This is a genomic window from Nocardia vaccinii NBRC 15922, from assembly GCF_001613305.1.
GTDB lineage: Bacteria > Actinomycetota > Actinomycetes > Mycobacteriales > Mycobacteriaceae > Nocardia > Nocardia vaccinii.
In genome coordinates, this window is sequence record NZ_BDCC01000066.1 from 71,234 (window position 1) to 90,449 (window position 19,216).

Sequence of the window (19,216 nt, forward strand, 5' to 3'; positions counted from 1 at the left end):
AGGCACATAATGGCCACAGCCAAGGACATCATGCATCCGGGTGCCCACTGGGTTTCTCGTGCGGACACGCTCGCCCGCGCGGCCCAAGTGATGCGTGAACTCGATATCGGCGCGCTACCGATCAGCGATGAGAACGATCGGCTGTGCGGGATCATCACCGACCGCGACATCGTCGTCAAAGGTATTGCTGTCGGTCGTGATCCGGCGCGCACGACCTGCGCCGACCTGTGCGAGGGAACTCCGCGATGGGTCGAGGCCGATACCAGCGTCGACGATGTTCTCCGCGAACTCGAGGCCCGGCAGATAAAGCGGCTCCCGGTCATCGAGAACAAGAGGCTGGTGGGCATGATCAGCGAAGCCGATATCGGCCGGCACCTGGGTGAGCACGAGATCGCGGAGTTCGTGGAGAGCGTGTACGCGGGGCAGTGAGCCCTGACGCCGTGGGTGATCGGTCGGATGGCATCGGAGGTTGAGGTTCGGATGGACGTGCATCGCCTTGCTTCGGCATCGGTAGTGGTGGGGGTCGATGGATCGGCGGGCGCTGATCTCGCCCTGGACTGGGCGGCCGGCTTGGCCGCGCAGCGCGAACGCGAGCTGCATATCGTCTGTGGGCTCGGGCTGGCGCCGGCGCGTCGGGGATCGAGCCGTTACGCTGCGTGGCTCGACTCGGTCCAGCATGGGTTGCGCGCGAAAGGGGCGGCGATCGTCGAGCGGGCGCGGTACCGGGCCTTGGCCGCGGAGCCGGGTTCGAGGGTGTCGACCGAGGTTTCCGATGCCACGCCCGCCGGCGTGCTGGTGCGGCACAGCGCCGAGGCGTATCTGGTGGTTATGGGCGCCGTCGGCGCGAGCGGGTTCGCCGCGCACGTCGGTTCGGTAGTGCTGAGGGTGGTTGCTCACGGGCAGGGAACGATTGTGGTAGTCCGCGCGGACTCGAGCGCGGGCGATCAGCTACCCGGCGGGGGGCCGGTGGTCGTCGGCGTGGACGGCAGCCGCGCCGGCGAGGCAGCGGTCGGCGTCGCGTTCGAGGAAGCCGCGGAACGCGATACCGGCCTGCTGGCCGTGTATGCGTGTCACGACCTCAACTCGGGGTTGTATGCGGCGGACCCGTACGTGCTGTACTCGGTGCCGGAAATAGAGGTGAGCGAGCACGCGGTTCTGGCCGAACGACTGGCGGGCTGGCACGGGAAATATCCGGACGTGCCGGTCACTCGTCAGGTACTGATGTCCGATCCGGTTACCGCACTGTTGGATTCAGCGAAATCAGCGCAACTGCTGGTGGTCGGCAGCCGTGGGCGAGACGGATTCCTCGGTGCGCTGCTCGGCTCGACATCGAATTCGCTGGTGCAGCACGCCCAGTGCCCCGTGATGGTTGTGCATCCGCCGAAACAGTAACCAGCGCGGCCGGATTCGCACGGTTCGTGGTTGTTCATACCGCGGCGATGTCGCGGCGGTCGAATACCGGCAGGGCCGCGACGATGAATACCACCGCGGTGATGGCGAGCCACAGATAGCCCGGCCGCAGCCCTGCGCCCATCGGGCCGGTGTCCAGCGCCTGCTGGAATGGTGACCACGGACCCCAGGGGCGCACCGCGTCGACGATCTTCGAGGCCGCGTACAGCACGTATGTGCCCACGGCCAGCACACTCGTGGCCGCGAGAGCGCTCGCGCGGCGTCCGGTCATGGCCCCCAAGGCCAAGGCCAGCGCACCGAACGGCGCGGCGAGCGCGATCATGGCCACCGAACCGCTCGCGGCGGCGGCGATACCGACATGCATCCCGAACACCGCCGAACACGCGACAACGGCAGCGAACAACACCGCGCCGAGCAGGACCAGCCCGGTGAGCAGAACCGCGCCCTGCTCCAGCACCAGCCGCATCGGTGTCACCCGGGTCACCAGCAGCACCTCGAGAGTGCCGGACTCCTCCTCACCGGCGATCGCGCGGGCGCCTCGTGACACCGCGAACACCAGAAACAGGACGGGCAGCAACATGCTGTACAGCTCGGTGTTGAGAAACCCCGTGCCGGTGGAGAATTCGTCGATGGCGAATAATTTGCGCAGCGCTTCCGGATAGTTGTTCAGCAGCTGCTGGAGTCCGCTGATATGCGAAATCGACGGCCACAGCGCCGATTCCAGGAGCACCAGCGCGATGATGCCGACACTCCAGCCGACCAGCCCGCGGCGTTGATCTCGCAGGCATTTCCGATACACCGTGCCGAACATCAGTGGTCCTGCCCGTAGTAGGTGAGGAAGATGTCCTCGAGGTCGGGTTCGTGACTGACGATGTCGCGCACGCCGTAGGGCGCGACGAACTTCAACAGCTCGGCTGTCGATCCATCCACTTCGACGCGGATCACGTGATCCGCACCGTCGACCGACCGTACTCCGCCCACCGCACGCAGCAACCGCGTATCCGGAGGTGTGCCGGCGAAAGTGAGATCGAGTCGGCGCTGCGCCTGTGCGGTCAAGGCGGTGACCGATCGCATCTCGACCAGCCGACCGTGGCGCAGAATCGCAACCGTGTCGGCGACCGCCTGCACCTCCGACAAGATGTGCGAGGACAGGAACACCGTGCGACCCGCGTCGCGGGCCTCTCGCAACATCGTCAGGAATTCACGCTGGACCAGCGGGTCCAAACCCTGGGTCGGCTCATCGAGCACGAGCACATCCGGGTCGGACATGAACGCCTGCACGATGCCGACCTTCTGCCGGTTGCCGTGCGACATCGCCGCGATCCGTATCGACAGGTCCAAGTCCAGGCGCTCGACCAGGCCATGCAGCACCGTGGGGTCGACTTCGCCGCGCAGCCGGGCGAGGTAGGTCAGATACTGCTCGGCGGTCAGCTCCGGGTAGGGGACGAACTGGCCCGGGAGGTAACCGATGTGCCGCTGCGCGGCCGATCGCGCGCGCACCGTGTCCGCCCCCGCGACGCTCACCGAGCCGCGGGTCGGCCGCATCAGGCCGACCAGTATTCGGGTGGTCGTCGTCTTGCCCGCGCCATTGGGGCCCAGATATCCGAAGACCACCCCGGCCGGCACCTCGAAGCTCACGTCGACGAGGGCGGGCACGCGGCCGTAGAACTTGGTCAGCCCCTGTATCGCGATTACCGGCGGCATGGATACAGCCTGCGCTGCCGCGACGAGCGCTTGCAGAGTCCTGTGCACCCGCTCGCGTTGACTCATGTCACCACAGCCGGTCCTACGTCGAGATCAGCGTGCGATTCCGTTGAGCGGGACGGTCCCGGATCGCCATCGGACCGTGCACCCCGACCTATGTCCGTATGGTGCGGGACGTTCGCCCCTCCCGGAGCCGGTGACGAGCTGGTCGACTGGAGGCGGTCGTAGAGAAGCGGACCGTCGTCGACGGCGGCGCGTTACCGAGCTGACGATTGGTGTCGAATGATGGCGGAATTGGGTCCGTTGGACGCGGGATTTCTGGCGATGGAGGACAGCGACCGGCACGTCAGTATGGGGATCGGGACGGTGTCCATCCTCCACGATCCGCCGCCGACGCCCGCTGAGCTGCGCGCGTGGATCGATCGTGGTCTGGAGAGCCACGGCCGGTTGCGGCAACGGGTACGGCGCACGCCGTTGGATCTGAAAGCGCCGGTGTGGGAGGACGACCCGAATTTCGATCTCGAGCACCATATCCGGTGGACCGCGCTGCCGGACCCGGGCGGTGAGCAAGAGCTGCGAGAGCTGGTCGCCACCGAACTCACCGAACGGTTGGACCGCGACCATCCGATGTGGGAGGTGGTGGTGGTCGAACACCTCGCCGACGAGCGCTGGGCACTGATCACGAAGGCTCACCACACCGTGATCGACGGGATCTCGGGAGTGACCCTTTTCGAAAGCTTCTGCGATCCGATTCCCGATGGCCGGCCCGCGGGAACCGCAAAGCCTTCGCACATCGGTCCGGCGCGGTTGCTGTCCGGTGTGCTCCGATTGCCCTATACCGTCCCCCGTGTCGCCCTCGGCACCGTGCGAACATTGGCGCCTGTACTGCTGGCTGCCGTGACACCGGTCGCCGAGACCTCGCTCAATGGTCCCATCGGCCGGCAACGTCGCTACGCGGTCGCGCGTACCGAATTGCCGCATGTGCGCGAGATCGGCGCGGCGTACGGCGTCACTGTCAATGACGTGGCGGTCGCCGCCATCGCAGCGGCGTACCGTGGATTGTTGCTGCGCCGTGGGGAGCATCCGGCAGCGGGCACCCTGCGGATCGTGGTGCCGGTCTCGATGCGGAAGCCCGACGCGAAATATGTTCTGGACAACCGGGTTTCGGCGATGGTCCCGTATCTCCCGATCGAGGTCGTCGATCCGGTCGAACGGCTGCTGGCCGCGCATCAGCGCATCGCGCGCCATCGGACCCGGGGCGAGCCCGAGGCCGAACAGTCGTTGCTGCGACTGGCCGGATGGCTGCCGTCCGGACTCGTCGGGATGGTGTTCCGGCTGGCATCGTGGTTCCCGCAGCGTGGCGTCTCGGCGCTGGCGACCAATATCCCAGGACCGCGACATCGGCTGAGACTGGGCGGCCGCGACGTGCTCGAGATGTGGCCGTGCATCCCGATCGCCATGCGAGTCCGCACGACGATCGCGATCCTGAGCTACGGCGACGTTCTGACCTTCGGCATCACCGGCGACCGCGACACCGCACCCGATATCGACGCGATCGCCTCCGGCATCGCCACCGAGGTCGCCGTGCTGCTGGCACACGCCCGCGGCCAGCGGCCGCGACGCCGGATGGAGCTGGTTCGCGACCACGCCGCCCGCAAATCGCGCGGGTCGGCCACCGATCGCTCCTCGACTCGAAGCGCCGGTGGTTCACCGTCCTGAGGAAGGGCTCACCCGGCCCGGATAGGGCGACACCGGCAGGTCGAGCCGATCCGACGGGCCTCGGCGATGCCCCGTGACCAACGGCTCTGGCGCCGGTCACTCGGCCGGGCGAGGATATGGGTCCGAGAGCTCGAACGTGACGAGCGAGAGGTCGAGCCATGCGAGCGAATGTCGGAGACTGGCTGGTCGTGGAGGGACGCGCGGTAGGCGGGACGGTGCGGCGCGGGTTGATCGAGGAGGTCCACGGCCCTGACGGTGAACCGCCGTTCCTCGTGCACTGGACCGACACCGGACATCGAGCCCTGATGTTTCCCGGCCCGGACTCCTATGTCGTGAGCGCCGATGAACTGCGTGCGCAGGAGACAGTGGCGCAGGAACGGTTCTCCTCGATGCAGCGCGAAACCGCGCCGGACGCGCGTGCGCACCGGGTGAAATGATCGCCGTGCGGTAATCGGGTTGTGCCGCAACGTATCCGCACACGAGCGCAGCGCCGGTTCCGGTGCGCCGGCGGCGGCGAGGGTTATGGATGGGTCGGTGTCGACAGCGGCTGCGGTAGCCGCAGGGTGCGGGCGATGGACGTGGTCCAGCCGATGATGGCGTTCCAGTCGCGCAGATCGCCGTAGCGGCCGCCGCCCATCAGCCGGTAGAGGGTGCGGGCGGGCAGCGAGACCCCGACTCGTTCGTAGTGTCCGGCGAATGCCGCATACTCGACCGGGTGGATCGCATCGCGAAGTGCGGCAATCTTTTTCGGAACGTGTGCGGCGATCCTGCGGCCGATCGGCCCGCGCAGCGCCGGTCCCGCGCCGACGCTGAAGAGCCAGACCGGTACGGCGTTCAGTTCCTCGACGTGGTGATGCACGTATTCGGCGACGTTCGGCAGCAGGGCCATATCGTGTACGGCACTGCCGAGCACCACCACATCGAAACGGGTCAAGTCCGGCGCATGCTCGACATCGGCCAATTCGACGGTGGCGCCACGGGCCCGCAGGCTCTCGGCGATGAATTCGGCGATCTCGCAGGTCGAGCCCTGGTCGGTCGCGTATATCACGGCGATGCGGGGTAGCTGCGGTTCCATACCAAGCAGCCTGCGCCCGCGTCGATCCACAGGTGAGAGGACTCGTGCCCGGCCCGGCGGGACCAATGTCCCGGCCATCGTGCCGTATCCCCGGAATATCGCCGTATCCCGAAATAACACTGTGGCACCGACAGCGTTGACCGCATCGGCGGGATCGCGGCACCGGTCGATACCGGGACATTGGTCGACCACGCAGGGGCATGACGCCTCTGGAAGCCGATGCGCCGCGGGAACATGCTGGCCCGCATGAGTTCGGTACCGGAACCGAAACCGCTCGGCGCAGGACCGGCAGCCGCTGCCGTGGTGCGTTGTCTGTTCACCACGCTCGGCTTGTTACTGGCCGGACGGATTCACCTGCCGACCGGCAACCGCGGACTGCTGATCGGATTCGCGGACGAAACCACCGCGGTGGTATTTCGCGAAACCGTCCTCGATCGCCCGGTGCCGCGAGCACCGTGTGTCCTGGTCGTGAGATTCCGGTTGCGCGCCGTGCGTGGTCGGGGACACGCGCTGTTCCGGCGTGAGAGTGTGCTCAATACCGTGCTGTTCGCGGGATTTCCCGGTTTCATCACGAAACTGTGGCTCGGGCACGACGAGAACGGCACCTACCGGGGAATTTATGAATGGGATGGCCCGGAGTCGGCGCAAGTGTACGCACGCACCCTCTGGCGGGTACTGGCGCCGGTCAGCGTTCCCGGTTCGATCGACTATCATGTTGTTCCCGGCGTGCTCCGAGGCGATCTGCTCGCTCTCGGCGACCACGACAGCGATGCCTGGTGGCAGCCGGTCGATGCCGTTCATCGCCGAGACGTCATCAATCCGTAGTGTCCGTCGTAGCGGTGGTAGAGCACGCAGCCCCGCTCGAGAGCGCGGTCGCGGTAGAACAGGAACGGCGCAGCACTCAGTGACAGCCGGCTGAGGGCTTCGGCACGGTCCAGTTCGGGGACCGGGGCATCGTCGATACTGATCGGCAGATCGCCCGTGATCACCGAGTGCGGCCGAAGGTCGAGCCGGGTGAGCCGATAGTCTCCATGCGAGGTGCGATACAGCACGCTGTCGGTGGCAGCACCGGTTTCCCGGAACAATTCGAAGGTGTAGTCCATCAGGGCCATGTCGAGCGCGATCTGCGGTGGCGTCCGGGTCTTCAAGCAGAAGAACTTGGTGCGCGTCACCGTTCGCTGCCGAACCGGCCGCAGATACAGCAACGGCTCTGCCTGAGATGGGCAACGCTCACCCTCGATGGCGTTCCCGGCCGACAAGGTACGCAGCCGCGTCCACACCCGCGCCCGCAGCGAGTCCACCACCGACGGGGCACTCGCCCCGGTCACCTGCACCCGCACCGGTCTCGAGGCGGCGATATCGACCTGCGCGACGAAAGGATTGACGACGGCCGACTCGTGGCGTGCTGCCAGGCGGATCCGGATCGCCGTGATCGGTGACGGTGACCGCTCGGCTACCCTGCCGATCCGCTGGCGTGCGTAGTCACCGAATATGTTCGGAATCGGGCCGTCGAGCCGCACATCGATGACCGGAACGGCGATCTTCTCGGCGGCGCGGTAACCGGTCACCGCGCTCGAACGGGCACGAAACTCCCGTCGACGGTCGGGCGGCATGGTTCCGGTGGTCATGATCGAACTCCTTCGCCCAATACCACCGCGACCGTTGCAGTCGCGAATAGGGCAGAAGGTCACCGGGCGGCCCTCACGACCGAGGTCACCATTGCCCGGTGCCTTTCCGCTCTTTCACCCGCGAGCCGCGCGTCGTTGACTCGAGGTTGGCGGGGGGACTCGAGGATGGCGGGGAACGACGCCATGGCGGGAGCGTGGACGTGATGGGCACGGTGAGACACGACGCGGGCACGGCACGGTATGCGCCGATCGAGAAGTCGGCTGCGGACATCGACTCCGCCAATATCGGCGATTACGCGCGAGCACGACGTGAATTCCGTTGGGACACCGCTCGGGCAGAGCTGGCCGGCCTTCCGGGCGGTGGCGTCAACATCGCCGTGGAGGCGGTCGACCGGCATCTGGATTCGCCGGCCGGGCCCACGCCATCGCTGCGATGGTTGTCGGCGACCGGCGGCAGTACCACCCTGGATTGTGCGGACCTGGTCGCGCTGAGCAACAAGTTCGCCAATGTCCTGCATGCACTCGGGATCCATCGCGGGGAGCGGATGTGCACCCTGTTGGGGCGCACGCCCGAGCTGTACATCGCATCCCTCGGCGCCTGGAAGGCCGGTTGCGTCGTCTCGCCGCTGTTCTCGGCGTTCGGGCCGGAGCCGGTACGCCAGCGCCTGGCCTTGTCCGAGGCGAGCGCGCTGGTCACCACTTCCGCCTTCTATCGCCGTAAGGTCGCGCCGGTGCGGGACGCGCTTCCCGCGTTGCGGCACGTCATCGTCATCGACGCCGAAGATGATCTGCCGGGACTCGTCTCGCTGCCCGCGGCGATGGCCGCGGCCGAAACCGAATTCCCGGTCGTGCGAACGGATTTCGAGGATCCGGCACTGCTGCACTTCACCAGCGGCACCACCGGCAGGCCCAAGGGGGCGGTGCATGTGCACGGCGCGATCGTGGCGCATCGGGCGACCGCGCGCGCCGCGCTGGATCTGCGTGGCGGTGATGTGTTCTGGTGCACGGCCGATCCGGGCTGGGTGACCGGCATGTCCTATGGGGTGATCGCACCGCTGAGCCTGGGAGCGACCGTGATCAGCGACGAGGCCGAATTCGATCCGCAACGCTGGTACGACGTGCTGACCGCGGAACGGATCTCGGTCTGGTATACCGCACCGACGGCACTGCGGATGTTGATGCGCCACGGGAACGACCTGCCGGCCGGGACGGACCTGTCCTGCCTGCGGTTCGTGGCCAGCGTGGGCGAACCGCTGAATCCGGAGGTCGTGGTGTGGAGTGATGGTGTGCTGGGGCGCCCCGTGCACGACAACTGGTGGCAGACCGAGACCGGCGCCATCATGATCGCCAATATCGCTGCGGCACAGATACGTCCCGGTTCGATGGGGCGCCCGCTGCCCGGAGTGGAGTCGACGATACTGCGACTGGGCGCCGGCGGCCGGGCCGCGGTGGTCGACGGTGCGGTGATCGAGGCCGACACCGGTGAAGTCGGCGAGTTGGCCCTGCGGCCGGGCTGGCCCTCGATGTTCCGCGGCTATCTGAACGAACCGGTCAGGTATGCGGACGCGTTCGCCGACGGGTGGTATCTCACCGGTGATCTGGCCCGCCGCGACGAGGACGGCTACTACTGGTTCGTCGGTCGTGCGGACGACGTCATCGAATCCGCCGGGCACCTGGTGGGGCCGTTCGAGGTGGAGAGCGTGCTGATGTCGCATCCGGCGATCGCCGAGGCCGGCGTGATCGGCACGCCGGATCCGGTCGCGGGGGAATTGGTCAAGGCGTTCGTGCTGTTGCGCCCCGGGTTCACAGCCGACGAGACCCTGCGCGCCGAGCTGACCGCATTCGGCCGCCGCGCGCTGGGCGCGGTCGCGCCCAAACACGTCGAATTCGTCGACAGCCTGCCGCATACGCGGTCCGGAAAGGTGATGCGCCGGTTGCTCAAAGCACGCGAATTGGGTCTGCCAGAAGGTGATCTGTCGACTCTGGAGACGGCACGATGAGCACCACCGATATCCGGCCCGAGGTCGTGGCGCCCGATATCGCGGCCGAGCCCGAACCGGGCCTCGATCCGATGCGGCTGCTGCGCGAGATGATCCGGATCCGTCGTTTCGAGGAACGCTGCGTGCAGCTCTACAGCGCCGAGAAGATCCGCGGGTTCCTGCACCTGTACATCGGCGAGGAAGCGGTGGCTGCCGGACTGCTGAGCCAGGTGGGGCAGGACGACGCGGTGGTTTCGACCTACCGCGAGCACGGCCACGCCCTGGTGCGCGGGATTCCCATGTCCGCGCTCATGGCCGAGATGTTCGGGCGCACCACCGGGTGCAGCCACGGGCGCGGTGGTTCGATGCACCTGTTCGATGCGAGCCGCCGGTTCTACGGGGGAAATGCGATCGTCGCCGGGGGGCTGCCGGTGGCGACCGGCCTGGCGCTGGCCGACAGCCTGGCGGGGCGGAACCGGGTCACCGTGTGCCTGTTCGGCGACGGCGCCGTCGCCGAAGGGGAGTTCCACGAGTGCATGAATCTGGCTGCGCTGTGGCGGCTTCCAGTGCTGTTCGCGTGTGAGAACAATCAATACGCCATGGGCACCGCGCTGGCTCGCGAGCACGCGATGACCGATCTGGCGTTGCGGGCGGCCGGATACGGCATGACGGCGTGGCCGGTCGACGGAATGGACGCGATGGCCGTTGCCGCGGCGTCGCGGCGCGCGCTGACTTCGATTCGAGGCGGTAGCGGTCCGTGCTTCCTGGAATTGCGCACCTACCGGTTCAGGGCGCATTCGCTCTACGATGCCGATCGGTACCGCGACAAGGCGGAGATCGCGCGCTGGCGCGAGCGTGACCCGATCCGGCTGCTGACCGAACGATTACGCGACACCGGCGAATTCGACGACGGCGCTCAGGCCGCGTTGGAAGCGGACGCCGATGCGGAACTGGACGCCGCCATCACCGCAGCCGAGGCGGCGCCCGTCGAGCCCATCTCCGAACTGACCCGCCACGTCTACGCGGAGCGGCCATGACGACCTATCGGGATGCGGTGCGGGCGGCCCTGCGCGATGCCCTGATCGGAGACGAGCGGGTATTCGTGATGGGTGAGGACGTCGGCGCCTACGGCGGCTGCTACGGAGTCACCCGAGGACTGCTGGAGGAATTCGGGCCCGGACGCATTCGCGACACACCCCTGAGCGAGTCCGCGTTCGTCGGGGCCGGGATCGGTGCCGCGCTCGGCGGTCTGCGGCCGATCGTCGAGGTCATGACGGTCAATTTCAGCCTGCTCGCACTCGACCAGATTCTCAACAACGCGGCCACCATCCGGCACATGTCCGGCGGACAGTTGGGTGTGCCGCTGGTCATCCGGATGGCCACCGGCCCGGGACGTCAACTGGCGGCGCAACATTCGCACAGCCTGGAAGCCTTCTACGCACACATCCCGGGGTTGCGCGTGGTGTGCCCGGCGACCGTCGCCGACGCGCGCGGAATGCTCGGATCCGCTGTGCAGGACCCGGACCCGGTTCTGGTCTTCGAACCGATCGCGTTGTACAACAGCCGATCCGACCTGCCCGAGGACGCCGGTATCGTCGACCTGGACAATGCGGCAATCCGTCGCTCCGGCACCGATGTCACGGTCGTCGCCTACGGTGCGACCGTACCGGTCGCCCTCGCCGCCGCCGAAGAGGCCGCCGCGCACGGGATTTCGGTCGAAGTGCTGGATCTGCGCACCCTGCGTCCGCTCGATGAGAAGACGCTGCTCGAATCGGTGTGCCGGACGCATCGGCTGATCGTCGTCGACGAGGGCTGGCGCAGCGTGGGCATCGCCGCGGAGATCGCGGCTCGCGCCTGTGAACATGCCTATTACGACCTCGACGGACCTGTTCGCCGCGTCTGCAGCGCCGAGGTACCGATCCCGTACGCACGCCAGCTCGAGGAGGCCGCGCTGCCCCGAGCGGCCACGGTTATGGCCGCGGTCCGGGAGGCGGTGGGCTGAGGTGATCGAATTCCGGATGCCCTCGCTGGGCGCGGATATGACCGAGGGCACCGTGTTGCACTGGTTCGTTCACCCCGGTGACCCGGTGAAACGCGGTGACATCGTCGCGGAGGTCGACACCACCAAAGCCGCGATCGAGATCGAATGCTTCGATGACGGCGTCGTCGAGCAGATTCGAGTACCCGAAGGCCGGACCGTGCCGGTCGGCGAGGTGCTGGCCACGATCGGTGACGGGGTTCCGAGTGCACCGTCCCCAACGCAGCCGGCCACCGCGCGAACGGACGCCGAACTCGCGCCACGCGAACCTCTCGCGGTCGCGGCCGAATCCGGGTCGCAGGCCCCCGCCGCCTCGTCAGCCGAATCCGAACAGACTCCACCGCAACGGATGACACCGCTGATCCGGCGGCTGGCCGAGCAAGCCGGCCTCGATGTGGACGCGCTCCACGGGACCGGCCCGGCGGGACGAGTGCTGCGCTCGGATATCGACTCGGCGGTCAGGGAGCACGAGGCGGCGCACCGGGAAGACGGAAAAGTCCGCGGCGGTCCGAGTCCGGCCGCATCGACGGATTCGAGCCCCGTGCGGCATACCCGCGCGTCGGGACTGGCTCGGCGGCTCGCCGATGCCCGTGGCCTGGACCTGTCCGCCGCGACCGGGAGCGGTCCGGGCGGTGCGGTGCGAGCCGGTGACCTACCGCCCGCGCCGCCCGGCTCGGGAACCGAGAAGTCCGCGGAGACGATGCCCACCGAGGCCACGGCCCAGGCTCCCGGAACCGAATCCGTCGGCCCCGGACGCGATGTCGCGGCTATGCGATCGATGATCGCGGCCGCGATGGTGCGCTCCAAGCAAACCGTCCCGCACTATTACCTGTCCGACACCATCGACGTGTCCGCCGCTACGAACTGGCTGCTCCGGAGGAACGCGACGGCTTCGGTGGAGAGCCGAATACTGTTGCCCGCGGTGCTTTTTCGCGCTATTGCCGGCGCCGCGCGGCAGGTGCCGGAGTTGAACGGCTACTGGGTGCACGACTGCTTCCAGCCCGCGGCAGCCGTGCACTTGGGCGTGGTCGTGTCGTTGCGCGGGGGCGGCATCATCGTGCCGACGATCGCCGACGCGGACGGCCTGGACCTCCCGGCGATGATGTCGGCACTGCGCTCGGTCGTCGCGCGTGCCAGGGCCGGGCGGCTGCGATCCTCGGACACCACCGCGGCCACCATCACCGTGACCAATCTCGGTGATATGGGCGTGGATTCGGTCTACGGAGTGATCGCGGTCCCCCAGGTCGCCATCGTCGGATTGGGAGCTGTGCGCGAACGCCCCTGTGCTGTGGATGGCATGGTCGGTGTGCGACCACAGCTGACCGCAACGCTCTCCGCTGACCACCGCGCCAGCGACGGTGCGACCGGCGCTCGTTTCCTCCATGCCATCGGCGATCTCATCCAACGTCCACAGGAGCTCTGAAGATATGGCCATCATCGATACCCGAGAATCCGCAGGCGCGGTCGTACGGAGCGCACTGCGCGGATTCGCCACCGAATCCGAACTGGGGACCCTGGACCAGGACGTGCCCTTGCGCGCCGCGCTGGAACTGGACTCCCTGGACTTCCTCACCTTTGTCGAGCGACTCTCTGCCGGACGGGGCGAGGCGATTGCCGAAAGCGACTATCCGCGATTGACCACGATTCGTTCCTGTATCGATTTCCTCACCTCCTGATTCGGCGTAGGGCCGCGGACGTGCGTCGTGACGAATGCCGGGCAGCTGTGCGGTTCGAGCCCCACGACCTGTCCTGAAGTCGGACAGCGGGCCCAGGGGCGGCGGAAGGTCCTCACCGAGCCGAGGGCCTTGGGCCTCTGGGCGACCGGCAGTCGGCCCTGTGACGGTGTGTGGGCGAGGCGGATATTGGAGTGATGGACATCACATCGGCTGCCACCGCGCTCGGATCCGGCGAGGCAGTCGACAACGGCTCGGTTCCGACGCCGCGGGAAGGTGTCGATCGCACCATCGTTTTCCTGCACGGATGGGGTCTGGCGGGGCGGACCTATCAGACGCCGCTGGGTCAGCTCGAACGCCGCGGGCTGCGGGTCCATGCGCCCACCATGCCGGGTTTCGGCGGCACCGCCGCGCTATCGGCGGACCGGAACAGCTTGTGCGGGTACGCCTCCTGGGTGGGCGAGTATCTCGAGTCGCTCGATACCGGTCCTGTCGTCCTGATCGGGCATTCGTTCGGCGGCAGTGTGGCCGCGATCGCCGCGCACCAAGCCCCGGAACTGGTTTCGCACCTGGTGCTGATGAACGCGGTCGGCGGGACGGTATGGCGCACCGGCCCCGACGGTTCGGCTGTCCCGATGGCCGATCGGCCGTTGTGGGATTGGATTGCCCAGCTGTACCTGGACCTGCTCCCGGTCCGCGGCTCCCCCCGTGCCCTGCCCGCCATCCTGCGAGAGGTGGTGCCCGCAGCGGTGGTCAATCCGCTGGCTCTGTGGCGCACGGGCTGCTTGGCCCGCACCGCGGATCTGGTGCGTGAACTCGGCGAATTGAGCCATCGTGGAATACCGGTCACGGTCGTGTCGAGCCGGAACGATGCGGTCGTCCCGGCCGCCGCTACCGCGGCGCTGTGCGGCGCTCACAACGCCATTCGCGCGATCACGGTCGGCGGTGGCCACAGCTGGCTGCTGGCCGACCCCGACCGGTTCGGTCGGGTGGTATTCCGGGCCATGGAACGTTCGCCCGCAGATGCCGGGTACCCCTCCGCCCCGGATCACGGCGCGGCGCGGCACCGCTCGTCGTGACTGTCGGCCCGCGCCCCTGCCGGTTCCGCGCTGCAAGCCTCGCCGGGGCGTGGCAATCCGCGGTTCGCATTTCCGCGCACGCTGCGACGCCGGGCGAGTCGGCCGGGAATCAGCCGTCGCTCACACCGCACGAGCACGGGCTGTGCTCGGCTCGCTGCTTGATACCGAGCAGCATCTTTCGTTCCATGATGAGACTGCCGGGCTCCGTGACGAGCAGGTCGAACATCCGCGCCGGCCACGAAACGCGCGGCGTGGCGATGCGGTTGCGGCTCACGAGCCGGGTGCCACCAGTGGTGGGGTAGAGCCCGAACGACCACACCCGCTTGCCGTCCTGGGAAGCCAGGACCAGCGCGCGTTCGGGTTCGAGCGCTACCACCTGCAGGCGCGGACCGGCCGACGCCAGCCCGAGGACATCGCCGACCGCAAGGCCCTGGAACTGGGGCGTGATTCGATCGGAGCTGTGCTCGTCCAGGCCGAGCAGGTTCTCGATCCAGTCGTAGGTATAGGCGCCGGCCCGGCCGGGCCCCATCTGCACCAGCCACGGCCAGATCGTCCCCGGCCCGGCGAGGATCGTGACGGCGCGGGTGGCGAGGATGTCCGGAACCGGTAGCAGGTCGTCACCGGCCATGACGCGGGCGATCTCCTCGCCGCTCGCACCCCAGGTGAGCCACCTCGTCCGGACGAACACCCGATAGCCGGCCTCGAGGCCGGCCAACAATAGCGCAGCGCCGACAGCAACCGCGGCAACGGTTTTCGTGGTTTTCAGCATCTTGGCGCTCACCACGACGTGACTCCTTCATCATCACTGCACGGCCGGAACCAGGCCGCCGTACCTCTGCGGCTATGCGGATTGCCGTTCGATGCCCGGAACCACGACAACCGGGCAGCTCGCATGTTGGACGCAGTGCTGACTCACCGAGCCCAACAGCATCCGGGCGAAGGCGCCGCGGCCGTGGCTGCCGACGACCAGCAAATCGGCATCGCGGGCGAGGTCGAGCAGCACCTCGGCCGGCTGCCCCTCCAGGATCCGGGTCACCACCGGCACGTCCGGGTCGGGCCCCAGTACTTCGGCCACGGTCCCCTGCAACTCCTCGCGTGCGAGTTCGACCAGATCGACATCGGGGAAGGGCACCGGCGCACCGTAGGTGACCGGCTGCTGCCAGACCTGTGCGACCTGTAGCTTCGAACCCGTCGAGTGCGCCTGGGCCGCTGCCCACCGCAGCGCGATCTTGCTCGAATCCGAACCGTCCACGCCGACCACGATCCGGCCCCGGGAACCGTCCTGAGCCACTGCACACCTCCAGAACCTCGCGAGCACCGCCTACCAGCAGAGCGCTGCTCAGACATGCCGCACAGTCCGCAACCGAAAGCCGGCCGATGGCCACCGCGTGTTGTCCGCATCCGCGCCCGATCCGCGTCGCATGGCCGGGCGGGCTGCTCATGGGTCTGCCCGAGTGCGTGAACCCGTCTTGCGACGTCGGGCTCCACCCAGGCTCAGTGTTCTGTGTGTGGCCCCGTCCACCTCTCTCGGGCAGATCAGCTGCCGGGTTTCCCCGGCACATTCAGCATGCCCCCGCCCCGCACCCTCGCACGCGTGCCGAAGGTCATCTTCGGTCCCTGAGAACGTCACACCTGGGCCGCTGCCGCGCGAGCCGCCTCGCGCCCGGCGAATCTTCACCACCGGCATCGCGCTGTACTCGGCCGGATCGATCTCCGTTACGCCGCAATGGATCCGGATCATCGTTCCCTCGCACGCCCGAGCCGTCGGCCGGGTCGTTGCGTTCGGTACCGGGTGATCAGCGCCCGGTGGCCGGGTCAGTTCGGCATTTCCAGCACTCCGTCGGAGACATGGGCATGCCGCTCGTTCGCCGGATGTCCGGCCGCGGTAGCCGCGATCTCGCGGGTCAGGAAGGTGGTGATGTCGCTGACCGCGCTCATCAACGAGGCCGGGAAGACCACTGTGGTGTTCTTGTCCACGCCCAGCTCCACCAGGGTCTGCAGATTGCGGAGCTGTAGTGCCAGCGGGTGGGCCATCATCGTGTCCGATGCGTCGCCCAACGCCGCGGCGGCCAGGGATTCGCCTTCGGCGGCAATGATTTTCGCGCGCTTCTCCCGTTCGGCCTCGGCTTGCCGGGCCATCGCGCGCTGCATGGCGTCGGGGAGCTGGATGTCCTTCAGCTCGACCAGGGTGACCTCGACACCCCACTCCAGGATCGTGGTATCGAGAATCTTGCGTATGTCCGCGTTGATGGCGTCCGTCTCCGCGAGAGTCTGGTCGAGGGTGTGCTGGCCGACGACCTTGCGCAACGTGGTCTGAGCGATCTGATCGATCGCCGCGTACACGTTCTCGATGGCGACTACCGACTTCTCGGCGTCGACAATGCGAAAATAGGCGACTGCGGAGATGTCGACGCTGACATTGTCACGAGTGATGATGCCCTGGGACTGGATCGGCATGGTGACGATCCGCATCGACACCCGCCGCATCTGATCGATGATCGGGATGATGAATCTGAGCCCCGGTTGCCGGACTCCGACCACGCGTCCGAGCCGGAACAGCACGCCACGCTGATACTGGAACACCACCCGAATCGATAGCGCCCCCGCGATCACCAACACCAGCACCACAGCGATGGCGACTCCGGTGAACATGTTCATGGCTGCCCCTTCTCACGGCTGGCATATCGCCTCGAGAATGCGCGCGGTACCAGGCGCTCTCCAGAGCATTCGGTTCCTTCCCACCGGGACGAACGTCCCCGCCGAAGCCTCCCGCCGCGTGCGAACGCATGATCCGGGAGCGAGGTACCGAATCTCAGGGCCCAACGGCTCCAGGCCGCGTGACTACCGGACCTGCCGATGGCGCGGGTTCTTCGGGAGGCTGGGAACAGTCGGTGTTCAGGAGGTTTCGATGTATTTCCAAGATCGGGCCGAAGCAGGCCGTCGACTCGCGGAGCGTCTCGAGCCACTGCGGGCGGCAGACGTCGTCGTGCTGGGACTGCCGCGCGGCGGTGTCCCGGCCGCATTCGAGGTGGCTCGGCGGCTGGACGCGCCGCTGGATGTCATCGTGGTACGCAAACTCGGCGTCCCGCATCAGCCGGAACTCGCCTTCGGCGCCATCGGTGAGGACGGTGTCCGGGTGATCAACACCAGCGTTGTGCAGCAGGCGCGGCTCACGGACGACGAGATGGCGCGCGTGGAACAGAGCGAGCGCTCGGAGCTGGAACGCCGGGCCGTTCGGTTCCGCGCAGGTCGGGCGCGCATCGATTTGTCGGGCCGGACCGCGGTGATCGTCGACGACGGTGTCGCTACCGGCGCAACGGCCCGCGCCGCATGCCAGGTCGCCCGCGCCCACGGTGCCGCACGCATCGTGCTGGCGGTACCGGTCGCGTCCCGCGCCGCGCTGCACATCCTGCGGCGCGAGGCCGACGAGGTGATCTGCCTGGCGCAGCCGATGCTCTTCTACGCGGTCGGCGAATGGTATCGGCAGTTCGGGCAGACCAGCGACCGCGAGGTCGTCGAGTTGCTGCACCGCGCCGCCACCCGTGAGCCAGGACTGCGACCGGTCCCCGACGACGACCCGCCGTTGTGCGATGACGATGTCCGGGTGCAGGCCGGAAAGACCGAGCTGGCCGGTCATCTCACGATCCCGGAGCATCCGATCGGGATCGTGATATTCGCACACGGCAGCGGCAGCAGCCGCCACAGCCCGCGCAACCGCTACGTCGCCGAGGTGCTGCAGCGCGCCGGGCTGGGCACGCTGTTGTTCGACCTGCTGACACCAGCCGAGGAAATCGACCGCGCCAACGTGTTCGACATCGATCTGCTGTCCCGGCGGCTGGTCGAGGTGACCGAGTGGCTGAGTCGACAGGGGCGAGCCGCGGGTTTGCCGGTCGGATATTTCGGCGCCAGTACCGGGGCCGCCGCGGCGCTGTGTGCGGCCGCCGACCCCTGCGTGCACATCCGAGCGGTGGTCTCCCGCGGTGGCCGGCCCGACCTGGCCGGCCGAGCCTTGGCCGCGGTCGCGGCGCCGACCCTACTGATCGTCGGAGGACACGACTTCACCGTGATGGATCTGAACAACCAAGCGGCACAAGCGATGTCGTGCGAAACCGTGGTTCGGGAGGTGCCCGGCGCGACCCACCTGTTCGAGGAGCCGGGCACGCTGCGCCAAGCCGCCGAACTGGCATGTGACTGGTTCACCACTCGCCTGCCCACCACGACGCCGGCCACATCGGCAGGATCGACCTGACGATCCGAGCGCCCCGTCCCGGCCCGCGTCCGGACCGCCATGCCCCCTGGTCGCGAGCGTTTTCGCGGAGACGCTCGGGCCGGTGACCTATGTCACCTCGGGGTGAAGACTCGGTGCTCTAGGGGCCCGGATGCGGGAGCGGTGAGATCGGAGTGAGCGTTTCTTCCCACTACACAGTCGAGGAGTGATCATGAACGTACTTCCTGTCCATCGCCCCGGTTCGCTCTTGCCCGACATCAGCGACTGGTGGAGTGGGCTGGCACCCGGGCTGGCACCGATGCTGGGCGGCCATGTGTTGCGGGTGGAGGAGTCGGTCGACGACGCTCATTACGTGGTTCGTGCCGAGATCCCCGGCATCGACCCGGCCAAGGATGTCGAGGTGTCCGTGCATGGCGGTCTGCTGACCATCAAGGCCGAGCGCAGCGAAAGCCATGTGCAGGATGGGCGTTCGGAGTTCAGCTACGGATCGTTCGAGCGCACCGTCTCACTGCCGGAAGGCGCGCAGGAGGAGGGCATCGATGCGAGCTACGCCAAGGGGATCCTGTCGGTCACCGTTCCCCTGAGCGAGTCGAAGCACAAGGTCACCAAAATCGAGGTGAAGTCCGCCGATTAGCCGCGCAAAGCGTGGATTGCGCCGATCCACTGACGCGACCCGATTTAGT

20 protein-coding genes are annotated in these 19,216 nt (G+C 67.7%); 13 read left to right on the forward strand and 7 right to left on the reverse strand.

Going from position 1 to position 19,216, the window contains the following annotated elements:
• The first annotated feature begins 9 nt into the window (after positions 1–9).
• Positions 10–429, forward strand: a complete 420-nt coding sequence (locus NV1_RS34530) for a CBS domain-containing protein (protein ID WP_067901358.1) — start codon at positions 10–12, stop codon at positions 427–429.
• 51 nt (positions 430–480) lie between these two features.
• A complete protein-coding gene (locus NV1_RS34535; protein WP_067901362.1) occupies positions 481–1,392 on the forward strand; it encodes a universal stress protein in 912 nt (303 codons plus the stop codon).
• 34 nt (positions 1,393–1,426) lie between these two features.
• Here the strand turns inward: NV1_RS34535 and NV1_RS34540 are convergent, their stop codons facing one another.
• Together NV1_RS34540 and NV1_RS34545 are read right to left on the reverse strand one after the other, a co-directional pair.
• Positions 1,427–2,221, reverse strand: coding sequence for an ABC transporter permease subunit (locus NV1_RS34540; RefSeq protein ID WP_067901365.1), 795 nt, complete (start codon positions 2,219–2,221; stop codon positions 1,427–1,429).
• A complete protein-coding gene (locus NV1_RS34545; RefSeq protein WP_067901430.1) occupies positions 2,221–3,114 on the reverse strand; it encodes an ABC transporter ATP-binding protein in 894 nt (297 codons plus the stop codon). Before NV1_RS34545 ends, NV1_RS34540 begins: the two co-directional genes overlap by 1 nt.
• 285 nt (positions 3,115–3,399) lie before the next feature.
• Between NV1_RS34545 and NV1_RS34550 the strand changes: the two genes are divergently transcribed.
• Positions 3,400–4,833, forward strand: coding sequence for a wax ester/triacylglycerol synthase family O-acyltransferase (locus NV1_RS34550; protein WP_084526211.1), 1,434 nt, complete (start codon positions 3,400–3,402; stop codon positions 4,831–4,833).
• 158 nt (positions 4,834–4,991) lie between these two features.
• Positions 4,992–5,270, forward strand: a complete 279-nt coding sequence (locus NV1_RS34555; protein WP_067901371.1) for a DUF1918 domain-containing protein — start codon at positions 4,992–4,994, stop codon at positions 5,268–5,270.
• Positions 5,271–5,353: 83 nt separating this feature from the next.
• Here NV1_RS34555 and NV1_RS34560 read toward each other — a convergent pair whose 3' ends face one another.
• Positions 5,354–5,908: a flavodoxin domain-containing protein gene (locus NV1_RS34560; protein ID WP_067901373.1), complete on the reverse strand. Its 555-nt coding sequence runs from the start codon at positions 5,906–5,908 to the stop codon at positions 5,354–5,356.
• A 246-nt stretch (positions 5,909–6,154) separates the two neighbouring features.
• On the opposite strand from NV1_RS34560, the gene NV1_RS34565 reads away from it, so the two are divergent.
• A complete protein-coding gene (locus NV1_RS34565) occupies positions 6,155–6,733 on the forward strand; it encodes a hypothetical protein (protein WP_067901433.1) in 579 nt (192 codons plus the stop codon).
• On the opposite strand, the gene NV1_RS34570 is transcribed toward NV1_RS34565, so the two are convergent.
• Positions 6,706–7,536, reverse strand: coding sequence for a sigma 54 modulation/S30EA ribosomal C-terminal domain-containing protein (locus NV1_RS34570; protein ID WP_067901376.1), 831 nt, complete (start codon positions 7,534–7,536; stop codon positions 6,706–6,708). The two genes, NV1_RS34565 and NV1_RS34570, sit on opposite strands and share 28 nt — an antisense overlap.
• A gap of 203 nt (positions 7,537–7,739) precedes the next feature.
• Between NV1_RS34570 and acsA the strand changes: the two genes are divergently transcribed.
• The 6 genes from acsA to NV1_RS34600 all read left to right on the forward strand — a co-directional run bounded on the left by acsA (position 7,740) and on the right by NV1_RS34600 (position 14,305).
• A complete protein-coding gene (gene acsA, locus NV1_RS34575; RefSeq protein ID WP_067901437.1) occupies positions 7,740–9,536 on the forward strand; it encodes an acetate--CoA ligase in 1,797 nt (598 codons plus the stop codon).
• 71 nt (positions 9,537–9,607) lie between these two features.
• Positions 9,608–10,552 carry a pyruvate dehydrogenase (acetyl-transferring) E1 component subunit alpha gene (gene pdhA, locus NV1_RS34580; protein WP_174557520.1) on the forward strand — a complete coding sequence of 315 codons (945 nt, stop codon included), beginning with the start codon at positions 9,608–9,610 and terminating at the stop codon, positions 10,550–10,552.
• On the forward strand, positions 10,549–11,517 hold the full coding sequence (locus NV1_RS34585; protein WP_067901379.1) for an alpha-ketoacid dehydrogenase subunit beta: 969 nt from the start codon (positions 10,549–10,551) through the stop codon (positions 11,515–11,517). The genes pdhA and NV1_RS34585 overlap by 4 nt, the downstream gene beginning before the upstream one ends.
• A gap of 1 nt (position 11,518) precedes the next feature.
• A complete protein-coding gene (locus NV1_RS34590; RefSeq protein ID WP_067901382.1) occupies positions 11,519–12,976 on the forward strand; it encodes a dihydrolipoamide acetyltransferase family protein in 1,458 nt (485 codons plus the stop codon).
• 4 nt (positions 12,977–12,980) lie between these two features.
• Positions 12,981–13,229: a phosphopantetheine-binding protein gene (locus tag NV1_RS34595; RefSeq protein ID WP_067901384.1), complete on the forward strand. Its 249-nt coding sequence runs from the start codon at positions 12,981–12,983 to the stop codon at positions 13,227–13,229.
• 194 nt (positions 13,230–13,423) lie between these two features.
• A complete protein-coding gene (locus NV1_RS34600; protein WP_157117553.1) occupies positions 13,424–14,305 on the forward strand; it encodes an alpha/beta fold hydrolase in 882 nt (293 codons plus the stop codon).
• Between the two features lie 109 nt (positions 14,306–14,414).
• Here the strand turns inward: NV1_RS34600 and NV1_RS34605 are convergent, their stop codons facing one another.
• The 3 genes from NV1_RS34605 to NV1_RS34615 form a co-directional block, all read right to left on the reverse strand.
• A complete protein-coding gene (locus tag NV1_RS34605; RefSeq protein WP_245714082.1) occupies positions 14,415–15,086 on the reverse strand; it encodes an SRPBCC family protein in 672 nt (223 codons plus the stop codon).
• A gap of 60 nt (positions 15,087–15,146) precedes the next feature.
• Entirely contained in the window at positions 15,147–15,596 is a 450-nt protein-coding gene (locus tag NV1_RS34610) for a universal stress protein (protein ID WP_067901390.1), read from the reverse strand.
• Between the two features lie 524 nt (positions 15,597–16,120).
• A complete protein-coding gene (locus tag NV1_RS34615) occupies positions 16,121–16,957 on the reverse strand; it encodes a slipin family protein (RefSeq protein WP_218027295.1) in 837 nt (278 codons plus the stop codon).
• Between the two features lie 256 nt (positions 16,958–17,213).
• Here NV1_RS34615 and NV1_RS34620 point away from each other — a divergent pair, with 256 nt between their 5' ends.
• Complete coding sequence (locus NV1_RS34620) at positions 17,214–18,554, forward strand: phosphoribosyltransferase (protein ID WP_067901396.1); 1,341 nt, start codon at positions 17,214–17,216, stop codon at positions 18,552–18,554.
• A gap of 190 nt (positions 18,555–18,744) precedes the next feature.
• Positions 18,745–19,167, forward strand: a complete 423-nt coding sequence (locus NV1_RS34625; protein ID WP_067901443.1) for an Hsp20/alpha crystallin family protein — start codon at positions 18,745–18,747, stop codon at positions 19,165–19,167.
• Positions 19,168–19,216 lie beyond the last annotated feature (49 nt).

What these genes read in the sequence shown, in the direction of transcription:
- pdhA (WP_174557520.1), top strand. Translation starts at nt 9,608, where the DNA reads ATGCGGCTGCTGCGCGAGATGATCCGGATCCGTCGTTTCGAGGAACGC.
- NV1_RS34570 (WP_067901376.1), bottom strand. Translation starts at nt 7,536, where the DNA reads ATGACCACCGGAACCATGCCGCCCGACCGTCGACGGGAGTTTCGTGCC.
- NV1_RS34565 (WP_067901433.1), top strand. Translation starts at nt 6,155, where the DNA reads ATGAGTTCGGTACCGGAACCGAAACCGCTCGGCGCAGGACCGGCAGCC.
- NV1_RS34545 (WP_067901430.1), bottom strand. Translation starts at nt 3,114, where the DNA reads ATGCCGCCGGTAATCGCGATACAGGGGCTGACCAAGTTCTACGGCCGC.
- NV1_RS34555 (WP_067901371.1), top strand. Translation starts at nt 4,992, where the DNA reads ATGCGAGCGAATGTCGGAGACTGGCTGGTCGTGGAGGGACGCGCGGTA.
- NV1_RS34595 (WP_067901384.1), top strand. Translation starts at nt 12,981, where the DNA reads ATGGCCATCATCGATACCCGAGAATCCGCAGGCGCGGTCGTACGGAGC.
- NV1_RS34585 (WP_067901379.1), top strand. Translation starts at nt 10,549, where the DNA reads ATGACGACCTATCGGGATGCGGTGCGGGCGGCCCTGCGCGATGCCCTG.
- acsA (WP_067901437.1), top strand. Translation starts at nt 7,740, where the DNA reads ATGGGCACGGTGAGACACGACGCGGGCACGGCACGGTATGCGCCGATC.
- NV1_RS34535 (WP_067901362.1), top strand. Translation starts at nt 481, where the DNA reads ATGGACGTGCATCGCCTTGCTTCGGCATCGGTAGTGGTGGGGGTCGAT.
- NV1_RS34540 (WP_067901365.1), bottom strand. Translation starts at nt 2,221, where the DNA reads ATGTTCGGCACGGTGTATCGGAAATGCCTGCGAGATCAACGCCGCGGG.
- NV1_RS34620 (WP_067901396.1), top strand. Translation starts at nt 17,214, where the DNA reads ATGTATTTCCAAGATCGGGCCGAAGCAGGCCGTCGACTCGCGGAGCGT.
- NV1_RS34530 (WP_067901358.1), top strand. Translation starts at nt 10, where the DNA reads ATGGCCACAGCCAAGGACATCATGCATCCGGGTGCCCACTGGGTTTCT.
- NV1_RS34550 (WP_084526211.1), top strand. Translation starts at nt 3,400, where the DNA reads ATGGCGGAATTGGGTCCGTTGGACGCGGGATTTCTGGCGATGGAGGAC.
- NV1_RS34615 (WP_218027295.1), bottom strand. Translation starts at nt 16,957, where the DNA reads ATGTTCACCGGAGTCGCCATCGCTGTGGTGCTGGTGTTGGTGATCGCG.
- NV1_RS34625 (WP_067901443.1), top strand. Translation starts at nt 18,745, where the DNA reads ATGAACGTACTTCCTGTCCATCGCCCCGGTTCGCTCTTGCCCGACATC.
- NV1_RS34560 (WP_067901373.1), bottom strand. Translation starts at nt 5,908, where the DNA reads ATGGAACCGCAGCTACCCCGCATCGCCGTGATATACGCGACCGACCAG.
- NV1_RS34600 (WP_157117553.1), top strand. Translation starts at nt 13,424, where the DNA reads ATGGACATCACATCGGCTGCCACCGCGCTCGGATCCGGCGAGGCAGTC.